The organism is Diaphorobacter sp. C33 (assembly GCF_030503915.1).
In the GTDB taxonomy this organism is placed as follows: domain Bacteria; phylum Pseudomonadota; class Gammaproteobacteria; order Burkholderiales; family Burkholderiaceae_C; genus Diaphorobacter; species Diaphorobacter nitroreducens.
The window spans coordinates 2,351,649-2,369,226 of sequence record NZ_CP129980.1 but is presented as its reverse complement, the minus strand read 5'-3'; the positions used below and the strand labels follow the sequence as shown (position 1 = coordinate 2,369,226).

The window sequence follows — 17,578 nt, the reverse complement described above, 5'->3', positions numbered from 1 at the left end:
ACACATGCGAACGAGGCGACGGAGTGTCACGCTGCGCCCGCATGCGCACGGCATCACTGGCAGGCTTCGCAGCCGGGGTCGTCAATGGCGCAGAACTTCACGTCGGTCGCAGGGATGGCAGCAGCCTGTGCCTGCGCTGCAGCCACGGCAGCGTTCAATGCCGAGCTTGGTGCCATCGTTCCCTCCCCCGTGTCGCTTGCGCCAGACGCGACGGCATTGAGCTGGCGTGTGTTCACGGTACTCATCTCCACATGCGTCGCGCTCTGCGTGCGCAGGTAGTAAGTGGTCTTCAGACCGCGTATCCACGCAAGCTTGTATGTCTCGTCGAGCTTCTTGCCTGAGGCGCCGGCCATATAGATGTTCAGGCTCTGCGCCTGGTCGATCCATTTCTGTCGACGCGCCGCCGCTTCGACGAGCCAGGTGGGAGCGACTTCAAAGGCCGTGGCATACAGTGCCTTGACGGTGAGGGGAACGCGGTCGATCGCGTGCAGCGACCCCTTGAAGTGCTTGAGGTCCATGAGCATCACGTCGTCCCACAGGCCCAGCTGCTTCAGGTCGCGCACCAGGTACTGGTTGATGACCGTGAACTCTCCCGAGAGGTTAGATTTGACGGAGAGATTGCCGAAGGAGGGCTCAATGGAGGCGTCCACGCCAACGATGTTAGAGATGGTGGCTGTGGGCGCAATGGCGATGCAGTTGGAGTTGCGCATGCCGTCTTGCGCGATCTTGGCGCGCAGCATGTCCCAGTCCAGACGGATCGTACGGTCCACCTCCACGTACCCGCCACGTTCCTGTTCCAGCAACTGCAGTGAATCCAGCGGCAGGATGCCCTGGGACCACAGAGAACCCTGGTAACTGGAGTATTGGCCCCGTTCTTGGGCGAGATCGGTTGAGGCCCAGTAGGCGTAATAGCAGAGAGCCTCCATGGAGGTATCGGCAAACTCCACTGCGGCGTCGCTTGCGTAGGGGATGCGCAGTTCATACAGCGCGTCCTGGAACCCCATCAGGCCCAGGCCGACGGGGCGGTGGCGCAGGTTGGAGTCCTTGGCCTTCTGTACGGCGTAGTAGTTGATGTCAATCACGTTGTCCAGCATGCGCATGGCCGTGCTCACGGTTTTGCGCAGCTTGTCGTGGTCGATGCCTCCGTCCTTGAGATGGCGCGCGAGGTTCACCGATCCCAGGTTGCACACGGCCGTCTCGGCATCGCTGGTGTTGAGCGTGATCTCGGTACAGAGATTGGAACTGTGCACTACGCCTACATGCTGCTGGGGAGAGCGGATGTTGCACGGGTCCTTGAAGGTGATCCAGGGATGGCCGGTCTCGAACAGCATGGACAGCATCTTGCGCCAGAGGTCGACGGCCGGTACGCGTTTGAACAGGGGCAGCTCGCCGCTCTCGGCCTTGGCCTCGTAGGCGATGTAGGCTTTTTCGAAGGCCTGTCCGTACAGGTCGTGCAGCTCAGGGACATCCGAGGGGGAAAACAGTGTCCACAGGCCCTTTTCCATTACGCGTTTCATGAACAGGTCGGGAATCCAGTTGGCCGTGTTCATGTCGTGTGTGCGTCGCCGGTCGTCGCCGGTGTTCTTGCGCAGCTCCAGGAATTCTTCGATGTCCAGGTGCCAGCTTTCCAGGTAGGTGCAGACAGCACCCTTGCGCTTGCCGCCCTGGTTCACGGCCACGGCCGTGTCGTTGACCACCTTGAGGAACGGCACCACGCCTTGCGACTCGCCGTTCGTGCCCTTGATGCGTGCACCGAGGGCGCGTACGCGTGTCCAGTCGTTACCCAGGCCGCCCGCGAACTTGGACAGCAGGGCGTTTTCCTTGATGGATTCGTAGATGCCCTCCAGCTCGTCGGGCACCGTGGTCAGGTAGCAGCTGGACAGCTGCGAGCGCAATGTGCCGCTGTTGAACAGCGTGGGCGTGCTGCTCATGAAATCGAAGGAGCTGAGCAGTTCGTAGAACTCGATGGCGCGGGCGTTGCGGTCGTCCTCGCGCAGCGCCAGTCCCATGGCCACGCGCATGAAAAAGGTCTGAGGCAGCTCGATGCGCGTTTTGCGCACATGCAGGAAGTAGCGGTCGTACAGCGTCTGTAGGCCAAGATAGTCGAACTGCAGGTCGCGCTCTGCCTTCAGTGCGCTTCCCAGGCGCTGCAGGTCGAATTCCATCAGGCGCGGGTCGAGCAACTCGTTGTCCACGCCCTGGCGGATGAATTGTGGAAAATTGTCGGCGTAGGCCAGGGCCATGTCGGCGGGATTCACGTCGCGGCCTAATACCTCGCGCACGATGGTGTGCAGCAACAGTCGTGCCGTCGCGTAGGTGTAGCCGGGATCTTTCTCAATCAGGGTGCGCGCCGCGAGGATGGATGCCTTGTACACCTCGTCCATGGGTACGCCGTCGTACAGGTTGCGCATGGTCTCCGCGATGATGGGCGCGGCCTGGACGTCCGATCCCAGGCCCGTGCATGCGGCTTCCACCAGGCTCTGCAGGCGCAGAATGTCAAGCTCCACGCGCTGACCTTGGTCCTGTACATACAGGGCCGGCATCTGGGGTAGCAGTTGTTCCTTCTTCTGTGCGCGTTCTTGCGCGCGGCGCTCGCGGTAGAGCACGTAGGCGCGTGCCACCTCATGATGGCTGCCTCGCATCAAGCCCAGCTCCACCTGGTCCTGCACGTCCTCAATGTGGAACGTTCCTCCCGCGGGGCGCGAGCGCATCAGCGCGCGCACGACTGCCCGGGTCAGCTGATCCACCACTTCGCGCACGCTCGCCGAGGCTGCTCCCTGTGCCCCGTGAACGGCCAGGAATGCTTTCATCATCGCCACGGCGATTTTTTGCGGCTCGAAGGGCACCACGGCGCCGTTGCGGCGGATGATCTGGTAGTGCATCAGTGGATGGGCCCCGGTGGGCGTGGCCGACGGGGTGGCCCGCGCAGGCGATGGGGTGTCAACAGGAACGGATAGGGGCGCAGCGTGCATGGAGGTCCTCGGAGGTGTTCGGAGAAATGGCCAGGCGGACGGGCAGTCACCTTCGGCCGGCGAAACGGCGGCGTAGACTGTCGCCGCACACTATATCTAGTGTGTCTTGATGGTTCAAGACACTAGGGGTAGTGTATCCCCGTAAGAGGCTGGCGAGATCGTTTCGTCGTGATTGAACGCCTGGGCCTTCTACTGCCGTCGCAGCCCCCGTAGGATCAGGCCCGCATCCGACGGCTTGAGCCATGGTGCGGCATGCTGGCCGATCTTGCGCGCAAACGCGCGTGCAACTTCATCATGCGGAGTGAAGGCGAGGCGAAGGCGCAAAGTGCGGCAATGCGTCCGCGTGGCAGGAGGGATCAGCACCCCGGCGGAAAAAGAACACCCGTGCCGGCGAAGGCACCATGAAGTACACGCCAGTCAAACCCAGGGCCTGGGTCGTGTTTGCGTTCAGGGGCGATGTGCTCATGCCCTGCGATGTAGCGCACGGGGTAGCGCTGCCGCAGCGCCTTGCAAAGGGTCACAAGGGTGGCGTACTGCGCCTGCTCGAAGCTCCCACCTTCCAGCCCCTCGAGCTCAACGCCGATCGAGTCGTCGTTGCAGGCATCGCGCCCCCGGTAGTGGGAACGGCCCGCGTGCCAGGCGCGTCGGCCCACGTCCACGAACTGCCACAGCACACCTGCGCGCGTGATGAAGAAATGCGTCGACACTTCCAGGCCGCGAATCTGCTGGAAATAAGGATGGGCGCCCCAGTCCAGCTGGTTCATGAAAAGCCGGTGGACATGGTCCCCGCCAAACTGCCCGGGGGGAAGGCTGATGGAATGCACCACGATGAGGTCCACGCTGGCCTGCGGGGGGCGTGGCCCGTGGTTGGGCGAGTCCATGCGTCTCGCATTCGCGAACCAGCCGCCGTGCCAGGCAGGCCGCCGGGCCGCAGGCTCAGGGCTGCGCGTCGCCATGGCTGTCGCCGTCTTGCGGTACCTCGATGTGCAGCCGGGCAATCCGGTAACGGATCTGGCGCAGGCTGATGCCCAGGCGGGCTGCGGTGGCCGTGCGGTTGAAACCCGCCTCGCGCAGGGCGCGCACGAGTATTTCCCGTTCCTGCTGGTCGAGCCAGGCTTGCAGATCGTTGGGCAGGGGCATGCCTTCGCTGATGCCGGACCAACGAGGGGGCGCGTGCGGCTCAGCGGGCTGCGCGATGGCTGGTGCGGACGGTACGGGCTGCGGTAGGGGCGGCGGTGCCTCCACGGTGGAGGCTGGCGCGCCTTCAACGTGCAGCTCATGGCCATCGCTGAGGGCTACCGCGCGGTGCAGCAGGTTTTCCAGCTCGCGCACATTGCCGGTGAGCGGGTGCTGTGCGATGCACCGCAGCGCTTCTTCCGTCAGGCGGGGAACGGCCACACCCGATTCTTGCTCGATACGGGCCAGCAAGGCCTCGCACAGCGCGGGTAGGTCCTCTCGCCGCTCGCGCAACGGTGGGATCAGCAGTTCGATGACATTCAGCCGGTAATACAGATCCTGGCGGAAGCGCCCCGCCTGCACGTCAGCGGCCAGGTCTCGGTGCGTGGCGCTGACGATGCGCACGTCCACGGCTTCTTCCTGCGTGGAGCCCAGGGGCCGTACCGTGCGCTCCTGGATCGCACGCAGCAGTTTGGATTGCATGGGCAGCGGCAGGTCGCCAATTTCGTCAAGGAACAGCGTGCCTCCACGGGCGGCCTGGAAGTAGCCCTCCCGGTCGTGCGTAGAGCCGGTGTAGGAACCCTTGCGCGCGCCAAAGAACTCTGCCTCCAGCAGGTTCTCGGGAATCGCGCCGCAGTTGACGGCGATCAGCGGGCCTTCGGAGCGCTGGCTGCTGGCGTGCAGCGCGCGGGCCACCAGTTCCTTGCCCGTGCCTGACTCGCCACGCACCAGCACGGGGGCCATGCTGCGCGCCACCTTGGCGATGCGCTGCTTCACATTGCGCATGGCTTCGGAGTCGCCGATCAGGCGATCCAGCACAGGATCTTGCATGTCCGGCCACTGCGTGACGTTGCGTGCGCCGGGGCGGGCGGCTTTGGGCGCCGCCAGTACGGCGCCAATACCCTGCACCGCCGAGGCCACCACGGCACGGAATTGCTTCAGGTCCACGGGCTTGGTCAGGTAGTCGAACGCGCCCGCGCGCAGCGCCTCCACCGCGTTCTCGGCCGATCCATAGGCCGTCATGACCACGCAGCGTTCACGCCGCTGCTGGCTGCGCAGGTCGTGCAGCAAGTCCATGCCGAAGCCGTCGGGCAGCCGCATGTCGGTGATCACGACATCGAACTTCTGCGTCTGCAGCTGTTGGCGCGCGCCGTCCACGCTGGCGGCGGTTTCCACGCGGTAGCCTTCGCGCAGCAGGGTCAGCTCATAGAGGGTGCGCAGATCGGGTTCGTCATCGACGACAAGAATGGAGGCGGTGGATGCATTCATGGTCTGTGGGCCGTGTCAGACCACGATTGTGTCAAACAGTGATGTGCTGTCCGCAGGGCGCGAAAGGCTGCGGAAGGTCACAGTGAAGGCGTTTCCCGCCACCTCGCCGCGCGCCAGGCTGCGTGTGGTGCGCTGGTGACCGATGGCCGCCCCGTGGCGCTGGCACAGCTCGCGGCAGATGTACAAGCCCAGCCCGCTGGAGCGGCTTTCGGATGAGAAGAAAGGCTCGAACAGATGCCGCTCCACCGATTTGTCCAGCGGTGCGCCATCGCTCCACACCTGCACGCCGGCCTTCCCGCCGGGGGTGGCGCGCGTCGCGAGGCACAGCGAGTCGGGTTCGGGCCCCTTGTAGCGCAATGCGTTGTCCAGCAGGTTCACCAGCACGCGCCGCAGGTGCTCGGCGTCGAACTCCACCTGCGCCGCGCCCGCGTCCAGTACCAATTGCCCCTGCCGGCGTGCGGGGTCCTGCGCCGTCCAGTCGTTCCACACCTGCTGCACGGTGGCATCCAGTGCCACGGTGGAGGAGCTGGCCTGGTGGATCTGGTGCTGCACGCGCGCAATGTCCAGTACGTCTTCCGTGATGCGCACCAGCCGGTCGGCGTTTTGGCGCACCATGTGTGTCAGGCGCTTCTGTGTGGGGTCGTCCAGGTCTTCGTCCAGCAGTTCGTTGGCTTGCACGATCGCTGCCAACGGGTTGCGGATCTCATGTGCCACGGCGGCTGACATGCGCCCCATGGCGGCCAGCTTCTCCGTGCGCAGGCGCGCTTCCATCTCGCGCAGGTCGTGCAGGAACATCACGCACAGCGGCTCCCCCGGAGAGTCGTCCGGGGTGTCCTGCGTGTGGGTGAGCCATGCGCGCACGCGCAGGGCCATGGGGATCTGGCCATCGTGCAGGACGTTGACATCGGCATGCTGGGGACGCTCCATCTGGAAAGTGGCGCACGCCAGATCCATGAGGGGTTTGAAGGCCGCCGTGTGGGTGAGCGTCAGGGAGGAGTCTCCGGAGATCTTGTGGCCGAGCATCAGCAACGCCGCAGGGTTGGCCAGGCGGACCTGGCCATGCAGGTCCAGCACCAGCACGCCATCGGCCACGTGCTGCATCACCAGGGCACTGACCGCGCGGTGGGTGCGCGCATCCATCTGGCTGCGCCGGGCCATCTGCTGCTCGCTGGTGAGCTTGGCGGCCAGCAGATGCACTAGATAGGCGACGATGAAGTAGCCGGTGCCTGTTAATGCCGCCTGCAGGTAGCGCTGCGTGCCGTCTCCGGCGCCGCCGTATGTGCCTAGCCACCAGGCCCAGGCCAGCAGCAGCAGCGTGGCGCCGGCCGTGGTTGCCAGAGCCAGAGTCAAGGATCCCAGCACGCCTGCCATCAGGACCGGAAGCCCGAACAACGGCGTGAAATTCAAGCCGCCCGACTGCTGCAGCGCCTGCAGCACGCTGACCAGCAACAGATCCAGCCCGATGGACGGCAACCACTGGATGCCGGGCCGCGGATCAGGGACGGCGCCGTGCCCCCACACCCGCAGCGCCACCGTGGCCACCAGGTAGCCCAGGCAGATGCTGAACAGCAGCGGTTCGCCGGCCTGGTTGAGTGCAATGCCCAGCAACTGCAGCAGCAGCAGCGCCAGCGCCACCATCACGCGCGCTGTGAGGAAGGCATTCCACAGGCGATGAAAGGGCAGGGGAGAGGCGGCGGCTGCCAGCTTGGAGGGCATTGGCTCAGGCGGGCCCATGGTCCCGGTGGGCGGTGCTGCAGTACATATGCGCCCCCCCGGGCACGGCATCGCCACGTGGCAGGTGCACGCCGCAGTGGGCGCAGCGCACCATGTCCTGTGGCGGTGCGATGGACGGGCGCTGGGTGTTGCCTTGCCGCGGCGCAGACGCACGGCGCTGCGCGCGCCACACCGCGTAGACCACGGCCAGCACAGCGAACAGGACCAGGTATTTCATGTCGCCCGCCCCAGCACCACTTCCATCACGAAGCGCGAGCCCACGTAGGCCAGCAGCAGCAGTGCAGTGCCTGCATACAGCACGCGCACGGCGCTGCGGCCGCGCCAGCCAAAGCGCGAGCGGCCCAGCAGCAGCACTGCGAAGGTGATCCAGGCCAGCAGCGAGAACACGGCCTTGTGGTCCCACAGCCAGGCGCGGCCGTAGAGCTGCTCGCTGAACAGCCAGCCCGCCACCAGCGTGGCCGAGAGCAGCACAAAGCCCGCCGTCACGAAGCGGAACGTGAGCCGCTCCAGCGTCAGCAGCGGCATGCCGCTGTGCGAGTCGGCAGCCAGGCGCATCTGGCGCTCGGCACGGCTCATGAGCCAGGCGTGCACCACCGCTGCGGCAAACAGGCCATAGCATGCAATGCCCAGCGTGAGGTGCAGCGGCAGCCAGGGCGAGGCGGATACGTGCAGTGGCCGGCCCGGAAACAGCGCTGCCACCAACACGGCCGCGCCGCCCAGTGCGCACAGCACCCAGCGCGCGCGCATCTGCGGAAACAGCTGCCGCTCAACGGCGTAGGTGGTCAGTACCAGCCAGGCCGTCATCGACAGGGCGGCGGCAAAGCCGAAATGCGGCGTGCTGCCCAGCAGGCTCCAGACCAGCGCAGCGCCATGCAGCATCCAGGCAGGGGCCATGATGGCCAGTTGGCCGCGGCCTGTGGAGGTGCGCGGCGCCAGGGCCGCCGCCAGCGCGTAGGCGGCGGCGGTGGCCAGGGCGAGCAGCCAGCCGAGCGGGGAAGCACTGGGTAAAATCATGGGTTCGCAGTTTAGCCTTTCGCCCCTGGTCGTCGGGGCTGTGCCATCGGCCGGCATTACGCCCGGGCCGGTGCATCTGGAGCATTTGGCCATGGCCTCCGCACTCACCGAAAAACTCACCCGTCTCGTCAAGGAGATGCGCGGCCAGGCCCGCATCACCGAAGCCAACGTTCAGGACATGCTGCGCGAGGTGCGCATGGCCCTGCTGGAGGCCGACGTGGCGCTGCCCGTGGTGCGCGACTTCATCGCCCGCGTGAAGGAAAAAGCCCTCGGCCAAGAGGTACTGGGCAGCCTGAAGCCCGGCCAGGCGCTGGTGGGCATCGTGAACAAGGAGCTGGCCGCGACCATGGGCGAGGGCGTGGCGGACATCAATCTCAACGCGCAGCCGCCGGCGGTGATCCTGATGGCCGGCCTGCAGGGCGCGGGCAAGACCACCACCACGGCCAAGCTGGCCAAGCACCTGATCGAAAAGCGCAAGAAGAAGGTGCTGACCGTCTCGGGCGACGTGTACCGCCCCGCCGCCATCGAGCAGCTCAAGACCGTGACCAAGCAGGCCGGCGCCGAGTGGTTCCCCAGCACGCCCGACCAGAAGCCGCGCGACATCGCCCTTGGAGCGCTGGACTACGCCAAGAAGCACTTCTTCGACGTGCTGTTGGTGGACACTGCCGGCCGCCTGGCCATCGACGAGGTGCTGATGCAGGAAATCAAGGACCTGCATGCCGTGCTGACCCCGGTGGAGACGCTGTTTGTCGTCGATGCCATGCAGGGCCAGGACGCGGTGAACACCGCCAAGGCTTTCAAGGAAGCGCTGCCGCTCACGGGCATCGTGCTCACAAAATTGGACGGTGACTCGCGCGGCGGTGCGGCGCTGTCGGTGCGCCAGGTGACGGGCGCGCCGATCAAGTTTGCCGGCGTGTCCGAAAAGATCGACGGCCTGGAGGTGTTCGACGCCGAGCGCCACGCGGGCCGCATCCTGGGCATGGGCGACATCGTCGCGCTGGTCGAGCAGGTCACGGCCGGCGTGGACATGGAGGCGGCGCAAAAGCTCGCCGCCAAGGTCAAGAGCGGCGACGGGTTCGATCTGAACGACTTCCTGGCCCAGTTGCAGCAGATGAAGCAGATGGGCGGCCTGTCCAGCCTCATGGACAAGCTGCCCGCGCAGCTCACGGCCAAGGCCGGTCAGGTAGACATGGACAAGGCCGAGCGCGACATCCGCCGCAAGGAGGGCATCATCTGCAGCATGACGGCGCTGGAGCGCCGCAAGCCCGAGCTCATCAAGGCCACACGCAAGAAGCGCATCGCCCAGGGCGCCGGCGTGCAGGTGCAGGAGGTCAACCGCCTGCTCAACGAGTTCGAGCAGATGCAGGGCATGATGAAGAAGATGAAGGGCGGCGGCCTCATGAAGCTCATGAAGAAGATGGGCGGCATGAAGGGCGGCCTGCCGGGCATGGGAGGCATGCCGCGGTTCTGAACAGGGGAGCGGTGACCGCTCCTATAAATAGAGCTGCTTGCGCTGGTATTTCAAGGATTTCAGGTGGAAAACCATCTGAAATCTAGGAATGGCAAGCGCTGGTAGCTATGTTTTTTTGATGATTATCCGGCCGCGGTCGTGATCTCGCCCGTCACCACCTCGCCGCGCAGCGTGTAGGTACGCGCCTCGGTGATCTTCACGTCGATCATCTGGCCGATCAGCCGCTCGTGGCCGGGGAAGTTGACCACGCGGTTGCATTCGGTGCGGCCCATCAGCTCGCTGCCGTCGCGCTTGGATACGCCCTCCACCAGCAGACGCTGCACCGTGCCCACGCGCTCCTGGCTGATCTCCAGGATGTTGCGGTTGATCACGGCCTGCAGCTCCTGCAGGCGGCGCAGTTTCACCTCATGCGGCGTGTCGTCGTGCAGGTTGGCGGCGGGCGTGCCGGGGCGCGGGCTGAAGATGAAGCTGAAGGAGTTGTCGAAGCGCACGTCGTCGATCAGCTTCATCATCTTCTGGAAGTCTTCCTCGGTCTCTCCCGGGAAGCCCACGATGAAGTCGCTGCTCATCGCCATGTCGGGGCGGATGGCGCGCAGCTTGCGGATAGTGCTTTTGTATTCCATGGCCGTGTAGCCGCGCTTCATCGCCATCAGGATGCGGTCGCTGCCGTGCTGCACGGGCAGGTGCAGGTGGCTCACCAGCTTCGGGATCTTGGCGTAGGCCTCGATCAGGCGGGGTGTGAACTCGTTGGGATGGCTGGTGGTGAAGCGGATGCGCTCGATGCCGGGGATTTCGGCCACGTACTCCAGCAGCAGCGCAAAGTCGGCTTTCTCCGCCGTGTCGCCCATGGCGCCCAAATAGGCGTTCACGTTCTGGCCCAGCAGCGTGACTTCGCGCACGCCCTGGTCGGCCAGGCCGGCGACCTCCACCAACACGTCCTCGAACGGGCGGCTGACCTCTTCGCCGCGCGTGTAGGGCACCACGCAGTAGCTGCAGTACTTGGAGCAGCCTTCCATGATCGACACGAACGCGCTGGCGCCCTCCACGCGCGCGGGCGGCAGGTGGTCGAACTTCTCGATCTCAGGGAAGGAAATATCCACCTGCGGCCTGGCCTTGGCGGCACGGGCGTTGAGCAGATCGGGCAGGCGGTGCAGCGTCTGCGGGCCGAAGACCACATCCACGAACGGGGCGCGCTTGATGATCTCCTCGCCCTCTTGGCTGGCCACGCAGCCGCCCACGCCGATGAGCACGCCCTTGTCCTTGAGGTGCTTGACGCGGCCGAGGTCGCTGAACACCTTCTCCTGCGCTTTCTCGCGCACCGAGCAGGTGTTGAACAGGATCAGGTCGGCTTGCTCCGGGTCGTCGGTGGGCTCATAGCCCTGGGCGGCGCCCAGCACATCGGCCATCTTGTCCGAGTCGTACTCGTTCATTTGGCAGCCGAAGGTCTTGATGAAAACTTTCTTGGACATGGCTTGTGTCTCTTCAATCTCGCGAAAGACCAGCCACCGCGGCGCAGGCGGCAGCGGGGCGGTTGCGGGCTGGCCAGCGGGGCCGGCGAAACGCGAACGCGCGCCGGGCTTCAGCGCGCTGGATCAGCGCGGGTGTGTCAGCGCAGCGCGGCGGGCTTGGTGTCCCACTCGAAACGCACGTTGGTTTCGGTGTCGCTGCCCTTGCGGGGCAAGGCGGCCTCGGCGGGCGTGAGGATCCAGGCGGTGAGCAGCATGCCCGTGCTGGCCTCGGTCACGTAGTTCACCTTCAGGGGCTTGCCCTGCACGGTGTGGGTCATGACCAGCGCGTTCTGCGGGCTGAACAGGCGCATGCCCGGCGCCACCTGGATGGCATTGCCGTTGAGCAGGGCCGTCGTGCGGTTTTGGAAGTTCAGCGTGCCGCGCAGCGCATTGGCGGGGAAGGTGCGCGCAAGGCCGGTGGCCGCCACCGTCTGGGCCGTGGCGGCCGTGGACGCGGCGCCGCCCAGCAGTGCCAGGCATGCGAGGGTCGCCAGCCAGGCGCCGCGGGTGCGGGTGGACGCGAAGGTGCGGGTGTTGCAGCGATTCATGGTGTACATCCAGGGGCTGAAACGAAAATTCTAGTGGCAGGCACCGGCCCGCCACGCGGCTAAAGAAAAACCCGCAGCACCTGGGGCGCTGCGGGTTGTATCTGGTGGTGGTACCGGGACTTGAACCTGGGACATCAGCATTATGAATGCTGCGCTCTAACCAACTGAGCTATACCACCGAAGCCGCGAATTATAGAACAAAAATTTATTGGTGCGTGAAGACTGCGGCGCGCTTGTTCACGAAGGCGTCCATGCCTTCCTTCTGGTCCTGGGTGGCGAACAGCGCATGGAACAGGCGGCGCTCGAACATCACGCCATCGCTCAAAGTCCCTTCGAAGGCGCGGTTCACCGATTCCTTGGCGGCCATCACGGCGATCTGCGAGAAACCGCTGATGACGAGGGCCGCACCCAGGGCTTCTTCCATCAGCTTGTCCAGCGGCACCACGCGGCTGACGAGGCCGGAGCGCTCGGCTTCCGTGGCGTCCATCATGCGGCCGGTGAGGGCCATGTCCATGGCCTTGGCCTTGCCCACGGCGCGCGGCAGGCGCTGCGTGCCGCCCGCGCCGGGGATCACGCCCAGCTTGATTTCGGGCTGTCCGAACTTGGCATTGTCCGCCGCGATGATGAAGTCGCACATCATCGCCAGCTCGCAGCCGCCGCCCAGGGCGTAGCCGCTCACGGCCGCGATGACGGGCTTGCGGATGCTGCGGATCTGCTCCCAGTTGCGCGTGATGTAGTCACCCTTGTAGGCATCGGCAAAGCTGTACTTGGCCATGGCGCCGATGTCGGCGCCCGCGGCGAAGGCCTTCTCGCTGCCCGTCAGGATGATGCAGCCGATCTTCTCGTCAGCGTCGAACGCCTTGAGGGCTTCGCCTAGCTCGGTCATGAGCTGGTCGTTGAGCGCGTTGAGCTGCTTGGGACGGGCGAGCGTGATGATGCCGACCTTGTCCGCTTCGGTGCGGACTTCGATGCATTCGTAGGCCAAGGTGATCTCCTGTTTGTAGTGGGTGGGATGCCGGGAATATACCCAAGCCTTCATGCCTGAGGGCCCGGCTGGGCTGGCCCCAGCCAGCGCTGGGCCGCGGCGGCGTCTTGCACGTCCAGGCGCACCGTGTCAGAGGCCGCGCCGGCGCCTGGCAGAGTGAGCGCCAGGCGCATCAGACGCTGGTCGCGCGCCACCAGGGCCGTGATCTGGGTGGCGCTGGCGGCGTACAGCGGCACATCGTCCAACTTGTGCAGGCGCCAGGCCTGGCCCGGCGTTTCCAGCGCCAGCCATTCGTCGCCGGCCATGAAGCCGGCGGCCTCTGCCGCACCGCCGCGCAGCACGGTCTTGATGTGCACGCCGTGGTTCTCGTTCACGCGCAGGCCCAGGCGCTGGGCGATCTGCGCGGGCTCCGCCTGCAGCCGGATGCCATGGGCGGCCAGCAGCTCGGCCAGCGGCAGCTCCGCCGTGCCGTGCGCCCACTGCCCGATCTCGCCGGACCAGTCGCGCCCCGACAACTCCTGCAAAACGGCCAGCAGGTCGGTCTCGGCCATGGGGCCGCCGCCGGTGCGCTGCCACAACGCGCGCATCACGTCGTCCAGCGTGGTGCGGCCTTCGCGGCGCAGCGCGAGGTCCAGGCACAGGCCGACCAGCGCGCCCTTGGTGTAGTAGCTCACGGTGCTGTTGGGCGTGTTCTCATCCTGGCGGTAGTACTTGACCCAGGCGTCGAAGCTGGCCTGCGCCACCGACTGCACCTGGCGGCCCGGCGTCTGCAGCATCTGGTTGATGTTCTTGGTCAGCAGACGCAGGTAGGTGGCGTGGTCCACCAGGCCCGCGCGGCGCAGCAGCAGGTCGTCGTAATAGCTAGTGAAGCCTTCGAAAAACCACAGCAGCTCGGTGTAGTTCTCGCGCGTGTAGTCGTAGCGCGCGAATTCGGCGGGGCGCAGGCGCTTGACGTTCCAGGTGTGGAAGTACTCATGGCTGATGAGGCCGAGCAGGGTGGTGTAGCCCTCGGGCGTGGCGGCGTCGCCCACGCGCGGCAGGTCGCGCCGGCCGCAGATGAGGGCGGTGGAGTTGCCGTGTTCCAGCCCGCCGTAGCCGTCGTGCACCACGTTGAGCAGGAACACGTAACGCGTGAACGGCGGCTGCTGCGCGCCATGCCAAAAGCGGATGGCCTCCTCGCAGATGCGTTGCACGTCGCGCAGCAGGCGTTCGCCATCCAACGACGGCGCGGCGCCGGCCACCACTAGCTGGTGCGCCACGCCGCAGGCGGTGAACTGGGCGCTCCAGAACGGGCCCATCTCCACGGGGCAGTCGACCAGTTCGTCATAGTTGCGTGCGCGGTACAGCCCGAAGCCGGACGGGGCGACCTCCACCGGCTCCAGCCCCGTGGCCAGCGACCAGCCGGCCAGCGCGGGCGGGCAGGCGACCTCCAGCGTGTGCGGCGCGTCCTCTTGCCCGTGCACGCGCAGGCACAGGCTGGTGCCGTTGAAGAAGCCCCGCGTGGCGTCCAGCCAGGCGGTGCGCACCGAGGTGTCGTAGGCGGCCACCTCGTAATTCAGCACCAGCGGCGTGCCCGCCGTGCACTGCGCGCGCCAGCGGTGCTTGTCCAGCTGCTGCAGGGGCACGGGGGCGCCGCCCTGCTGCGCCTGCAGCGACTGCAGGTTCTTGGAGAACTCGCGCACCAGGTAGCTGCCCGGAATCCACACCGGCAGCGACAGTTCCTGCTGCGCCGCCGGTACCGCCACGGTGAGCGTGACGCGGTACAGGTGGGCGTGGGTCTGCGTGGGGTCGATGCGGTAGTGGACGGCGGCGGTGCTGGCGGCAAGAGACATGGCGGGAGGCAGCGAGAGGGGGTGATATCAAAAAAATAGCTGCTCGCGCTTGCCGCACAAGGGTTTCAATATGAAATGTATTGAAAGTCCTCAGTGAGCAAGCGCTAGCAGCTCTCATATTTGCAGCGCATGCGATGAAGGATGCGCGGTGGGCGGCAGTGGCGCCTTACTTCCCGGCAGCGGCCAGGCGCTTTTCCACGTCCTGCGCGCCGATGGCGCCGGGCACGCGCGAGCCGTCGGCAAAGATCAGCGTGGGCGTGCCGGTGATCTTGTGCTTGCGTCCGAACGCCAGGTTGCGCTGCAGCGCTGCCGTGTCGCAGCTGGCCGCTGCGGGCGTCTTGTCGCGCAGCATGTGGTCGTCCCACGCGGCCGCGCGGTCCTTGGCGCACCAGATGTTGCGCGACTTCTCGGCCGAGTCGGGGCTGAGGATGGGGTAGAGGAACAGGTACACCGTCACGTTGTCCACGTTCTGCATGTCCTTCTCGAAGCGCTTGCAGTAGCCGCAGTTCGGGTCCTCGAACACCGCCAGCTTGCGCTCGCCGTTGCCACGCACCAGGGTGAAGGCGTCCTGCAGTGGCAGGGCCTTGAAGTCCACCGCCGTCAGTTTGTTGATGCGGTCCTCTGTGAGGTTGCGCCGCGCCTTGGTGTCGATCAGCTCGCCCTGGATCAGGTAGTTGCCCTGGGCGTCGGTGTAGAACAGGTCGGTGCCGATGCGCACCTCGTACAGCCCCTTCATGGGCGTGGAGCGCACTTCGTCGATCTGCTGCAGCTGCGGGATGCGCTCGGCCAGCGCCTTGCGGATCGCGGCGTCCTGTGCCGATGCGTTCAGGCCCAGGCACAGGGCAGTGGCGGCCAGCAAGGTGGGGAGGAGTTTCATTGCGTTGGTTTCCGTTCTACTCAGAAAAAGGGGCTCGTCGTGTCAGTCAGCGCCCATGGCCTGGCGGGCCACCCAGGCCTTGAGCGGGCCGCTGCGCTCGAAGCCCTTCATGCCCCAGTTGCGCAGCGCGGCCAGCGCGCCCTCGCGCCGGGTGAAGAGCTGCTGCAGGCCGTCCATGGCCATGCCCATCGGCAGCAGCGTGGCCTTGCGTTCGCGCTCGTAGCTGCGCAGCAGGCGCAGATCGCCCACGCTGCGCCAGGCCGCGCGCTCGTGCAGCACACGCGCCAGCGTGCGCGCGTCGCCCAGGCCCAGGTTCAGGCCCTGGCCGGCCAGGGGGTGCACGTTGTGTGCGGCGTCGCCGGCCAGTGCCCAGCTGCGGCGCGCACCCAGGGCGGACTGGCCGGGCAGGGCGCCGCACCAGTGGCGCGCCTGGGCCTGCTGCAGCGGCCAGCTGGCGCGCGGGCCCGCGAGCTGCAAAGCGCCCAGCGCATCGCGGCTGGCTTCGCGCAGGCGCTGGGTGAAGCTGCCCTCGTCGGCCTGCAGCCAGTGCGGAGCCTGCTCCTGCGGCACCGACCACACCACGGCCACGGTGCGCCCCTGGGCGCCGTCCAGCGGCAGGAAGGCGAGGATGCCGCCGTCGGGCAGGAACCACTGGCGCGCCACCTGGCCGTGGGGCCGCTCGCACACCAGCCGCGTGGCGATCGCGTGCTGGGCGTAGGGGGTGATGTCGAATTCGGCACCGAACTCGGCGCGCGTGCGGCTGGCGCGGCCTTCGCATACCACGGTGAGCGCGGCGTCCACGGGCGCGGCGACCGGCTCCACCAGCGGCTGAAAGCGCACGGCATCTGCCAGGCGCGCCTCCAGCGCGGGCACGTCCACGATCCAGGCCAGCGCGTCGTGGCCCTGCTGGGCCGCGTCAAAGCGCACCTGGCCGTCCTGGTCGGCGTGCACCTGCATCTGCAGCACGGCCGTCGCATGCTGCGCGTCGGGCCAGCCGCGCACGGATTCCAGCAGCGCGCGCGAGGCGGCATTGAGCGCGTAGGCGCGCACGTCGCCGTCGGAGGGGGAGCCCTCCGGCGGGCCCACCAGCGCCACGCGCAGGCGGTCGCGCGCCAGCAAGAGTGCCAAGGTGCGGCCCACCACGCCCGCGCCGCGGATACATACGTCAAATGTCTGCGCCATCCCGGGATTGTAGGAGCCGCGCTACGCCCCTGCGCCGGGTGGGGCGGCGGCACAATCGCGGGCCAATCCCCTCATCCATCGACAGCGACAGGAGCAGCAGCGTGAGCTTTCGTGCAGACCATGATTTGACCGGTACCGTGGCCCGGCTGTTCATCCATCCCGTGAAGTCCTGCGCGGGCATCGAGGTGCAGCAGGCCTTGCTGACCGATACCGGGCTGGACCTGGACCGCGCCTGGATGGTGGTCGACGCGCAGGGCGTGTTCCTGTCGCAGCGCACGCTGCCGCGCATGGCGCTGATTCGCCCGCAGTTGCGCAGCGACGACCTGGTGCTGCGCGCACCCGGCATGCTGGCGCTGCATGTGGCGCTGGACCGGGTGGAGCAGCCGGCCACCGTGCAGGTGTGGGACGACACCGTGCCCGCCTGGGACATGGGCGACCTGGCCGCGCAGTGGTTTTCGGACTTTTTGGGGCTGCGCTGCCGGCTGGTGCGGTTTGACCCGGAGCACCGCCGGCTGTCCAGCCTGCGGTGGACCGGCGGCATCGAGGCGCCCACCCAGTTCGCGGACGGCTTTCCGCTGCTGGTGGCGAGCCAGGGGTCGCTGGACGGCCTCAACGAGCGGCTGCTGGCCGCGGGCGAGGGGGCGGTGGGCATGGAGCGCTTTCGGCCCAACCTGGTGATTGCCGGGGTCGAGGCGCACGACGAAGACCGCATCGACGAGCTGTTCATCGGCACGGGCGAAGGCGAGGTGCGGCTGCAGCTCGTCAAGCCGTGCACACGCTGCCCCATCCCCAACATCGACCCCGCCACGGCCGAGAGCACCCCGGCCGTCAGCACGGCCCTGCGCCGTTACCGCCAGGATCCGCGCATGGACGGCGCGATCACCTTCGCCATGAATGCCATCGTGCGCGAGGGCACGGGCACGGTGCTGCGCGTGGGCCAGCCCGTGGCGGCCAACCTGCGGTTCGACTGAGGGTGGCCCTGCGGGGGGCGCCTGGCGAGGGGAGCGCCT

The 17,578-nt window shown here is 66.8% G+C and carries 14 protein-coding genes and 1 tRNA gene; 2 read left to right on the top strand and 13 right to left on the bottom strand.

Annotated elements, in window-relative coordinates; genetic code table 11:
• Positions 1 to 53 precede the first annotated feature (53 nt).
• From QY917_RS11225 to QY917_RS11200, 6 genes are all read right to left on the bottom strand, one after another.
• The gene (locus QY917_RS11225) at positions 54 to 2,972 is read right to left on the bottom strand and encodes a ribonucleoside-diphosphate reductase subunit alpha (protein WP_123676149.1); all 2,919 of its coding nucleotides are present in this window, start codon (positions 2,970 to 2,972) and stop codon (positions 54 to 56) included.
• A 356-nt stretch (positions 2,973 to 3,328) separates the two neighbouring features.
• Positions 3,329 to 3,928, bottom strand: coding sequence for a 1,6-anhydro-N-acetylmuramyl-L-alanine amidase AmpD (gene ampD, locus QY917_RS11220; RefSeq protein WP_123676150.1), 600 nt, complete (start codon positions 3,926 to 3,928; stop codon positions 3,329 to 3,331).
• On the bottom strand, positions 3,909 to 5,417 hold the full coding sequence (locus tag QY917_RS11215; RefSeq protein ID WP_123676151.1) for a sigma-54 dependent transcriptional regulator: 1,509 nt from the start codon (positions 5,415 to 5,417) through the stop codon (positions 3,909 to 3,911). Before QY917_RS11215 ends, ampD begins: the two co-directional genes overlap by 20 nt.
• 15 nt (positions 5,418 to 5,432) lie before the next feature.
• Positions 5,433 to 7,133, bottom strand: a complete 1,701-nt coding sequence (locus QY917_RS11210) for a PAS domain-containing sensor histidine kinase (protein WP_123676270.1) — start codon at positions 7,131 to 7,133, stop codon at positions 5,433 to 5,435.
• A gap of 4 nt (positions 7,134 to 7,137) precedes the next feature.
• Positions 7,138 to 7,368 (bottom strand): PP0621 family protein, encoded by a 231-nt coding sequence (locus QY917_RS11205; protein ID WP_123676152.1) that lies wholly within the window; start codon positions 7,366 to 7,368, stop codon positions 7,138 to 7,140.
• Positions 7,365 to 8,165: an inner membrane protein YpjD gene (locus tag QY917_RS11200; protein ID WP_123676153.1), complete on the bottom strand. Its 801-nt coding sequence runs from the start codon at positions 8,163 to 8,165 to the stop codon at positions 7,365 to 7,367. The genes QY917_RS11205 and QY917_RS11200 overlap by 4 nt, the downstream gene beginning before the upstream one ends.
• 91 nt (positions 8,166 to 8,256) lie before the next feature.
• Here QY917_RS11200 and ffh point away from each other — a divergent pair, with 91 nt between their 5' ends.
• Positions 8,257 to 9,636 (top strand): signal recognition particle protein, encoded by a 1,380-nt coding sequence (ffh, locus tag QY917_RS11195; RefSeq protein ID WP_123676271.1) that lies wholly within the window; start codon positions 8,257 to 8,259, stop codon positions 9,634 to 9,636.
• A 122-nt stretch (positions 9,637 to 9,758) separates the two neighbouring features.
• Here the strand turns inward: ffh and miaB are convergent, their stop codons facing one another.
• The 7 genes from miaB to QY917_RS11160 form a co-directional block, all read right to left on the bottom strand.
• Entirely contained in the window at positions 9,759 to 11,105 is a 1,347-nt protein-coding gene (gene miaB / locus QY917_RS11190; protein ID WP_015914226.1) for a tRNA (N6-isopentenyl adenosine(37)-C2)-methylthiotransferase MiaB, read from the bottom strand.
• Positions 11,106 to 11,242: 137 nt separating this feature from the next.
• Positions 11,243 to 11,692, bottom strand: a complete 450-nt coding sequence (locus QY917_RS11185) for a hypothetical protein (protein WP_162844551.1) — start codon at positions 11,690 to 11,692, stop codon at positions 11,243 to 11,245.
• Positions 11,693 to 11,794: 102 nt separating this feature from the next.
• Positions 11,795 to 11,871: transfer RNA gene (locus QY917_RS11180), tRNA-Met, on the bottom strand.
• Positions 11,872 to 11,897: 26 nt separating this feature from the next.
• Positions 11,898 to 12,677, bottom strand: coding sequence for an enoyl-CoA hydratase (locus tag QY917_RS11175; RefSeq protein WP_015914224.1), 780 nt, complete (start codon positions 12,675 to 12,677; stop codon positions 11,898 to 11,900).
• 50 nt (positions 12,678 to 12,727) lie between these two features.
• A complete protein-coding gene (locus QY917_RS11170; protein ID WP_123676155.1) occupies positions 12,728 to 14,509 on the bottom strand; it encodes a M61 family metallopeptidase in 1,782 nt (593 codons plus the stop codon).
• 166 nt (positions 14,510 to 14,675) lie between these two features.
• On the bottom strand, positions 14,676 to 15,386 hold the full coding sequence (locus tag QY917_RS11165; RefSeq protein WP_011806716.1) for a DsbC family protein: 711 nt from the start codon (positions 15,384 to 15,386) through the stop codon (positions 14,676 to 14,678).
• Between the two features lie 42 nt (positions 15,387 to 15,428).
• A complete protein-coding gene (locus QY917_RS11160; RefSeq protein WP_123676156.1) occupies positions 15,429 to 16,568 on the bottom strand; it encodes an FAD-dependent monooxygenase in 1,140 nt (379 codons plus the stop codon).
• A 101-nt stretch (positions 16,569 to 16,669) separates the two neighbouring features.
• Here QY917_RS11160 and QY917_RS11155 point away from each other — a divergent pair, with 101 nt between their 5' ends.
• On the top strand, positions 16,670 to 17,539 hold the full coding sequence (locus tag QY917_RS11155; protein WP_011806714.1) for an MOSC domain-containing protein: 870 nt from the start codon (positions 16,670 to 16,672) through the stop codon (positions 17,537 to 17,539).
• The last annotated feature ends 39 nt before the right edge of the window (positions 17,540 to 17,578 follow it).

Excerpts from the sequence above, each read along its gene's own strand:
- QY917_RS11210 (WP_123676270.1), bottom strand. The coding sequence starts at position 7,133 with ATGCCCTCCAAGCTGGCAGCCGCCGCCTCTCCCCTGCCCTTTCATCGC.
- QY917_RS11215 (WP_123676151.1), bottom strand. The coding sequence starts at position 5,417 with ATGAATGCATCCACCGCCTCCATTCTTGTCGTCGATGACGAACCCGAT.
- QY917_RS11165 (WP_011806716.1), bottom strand. The coding sequence starts at position 15,386 with ATGAAACTCCTCCCCACCTTGCTGGCCGCCACTGCCCTGTGCCTGGGC.
- QY917_RS11170 (WP_123676155.1), bottom strand. The coding sequence starts at position 14,509 with ATGTCTCTTGCCGCCAGCACCGCCGCCGTCCACTACCGCATCGACCCC.
- QY917_RS11200 (WP_123676153.1), bottom strand. The coding sequence starts at position 8,165 with ATGATTTTACCCAGTGCTTCCCCGCTCGGCTGGCTGCTCGCCCTGGCC.
- QY917_RS11205 (WP_123676152.1), bottom strand. The coding sequence starts at position 7,368 with ATGAAATACCTGGTCCTGTTCGCTGTGCTGGCCGTGGTCTACGCGGTG.
- miaB (WP_015914226.1), bottom strand. The coding sequence starts at position 11,105 with ATGTCCAAGAAAGTTTTCATCAAGACCTTCGGCTGCCAAATGAACGAG.
- QY917_RS11185 (WP_162844551.1), bottom strand. The coding sequence starts at position 11,692 with ATGAATCGCTGCAACACCCGCACCTTCGCGTCCACCCGCACCCGCGGC.
- ampD (WP_123676150.1), bottom strand. The coding sequence starts at position 3,928 with ATGGCGACGCGCAGCCCTGAGCCTGCGGCCCGGCGGCCTGCCTGGCAC.
- QY917_RS11160 (WP_123676156.1), bottom strand. The coding sequence starts at position 16,568 with ATGGCGCAGACATTTGACGTATGTATCCGCGGCGCGGGCGTGGTGGGC.
- QY917_RS11225 (WP_123676149.1), bottom strand. The coding sequence starts at position 2,972 with ATGCACGCTGCGCCCCTATCCGTTCCTGTTGACACCCCATCGCCTGCG.
- ffh (WP_123676271.1), top strand. The coding sequence starts at position 8,257 with ATGGCCTCCGCACTCACCGAAAAACTCACCCGTCTCGTCAAGGAGATG.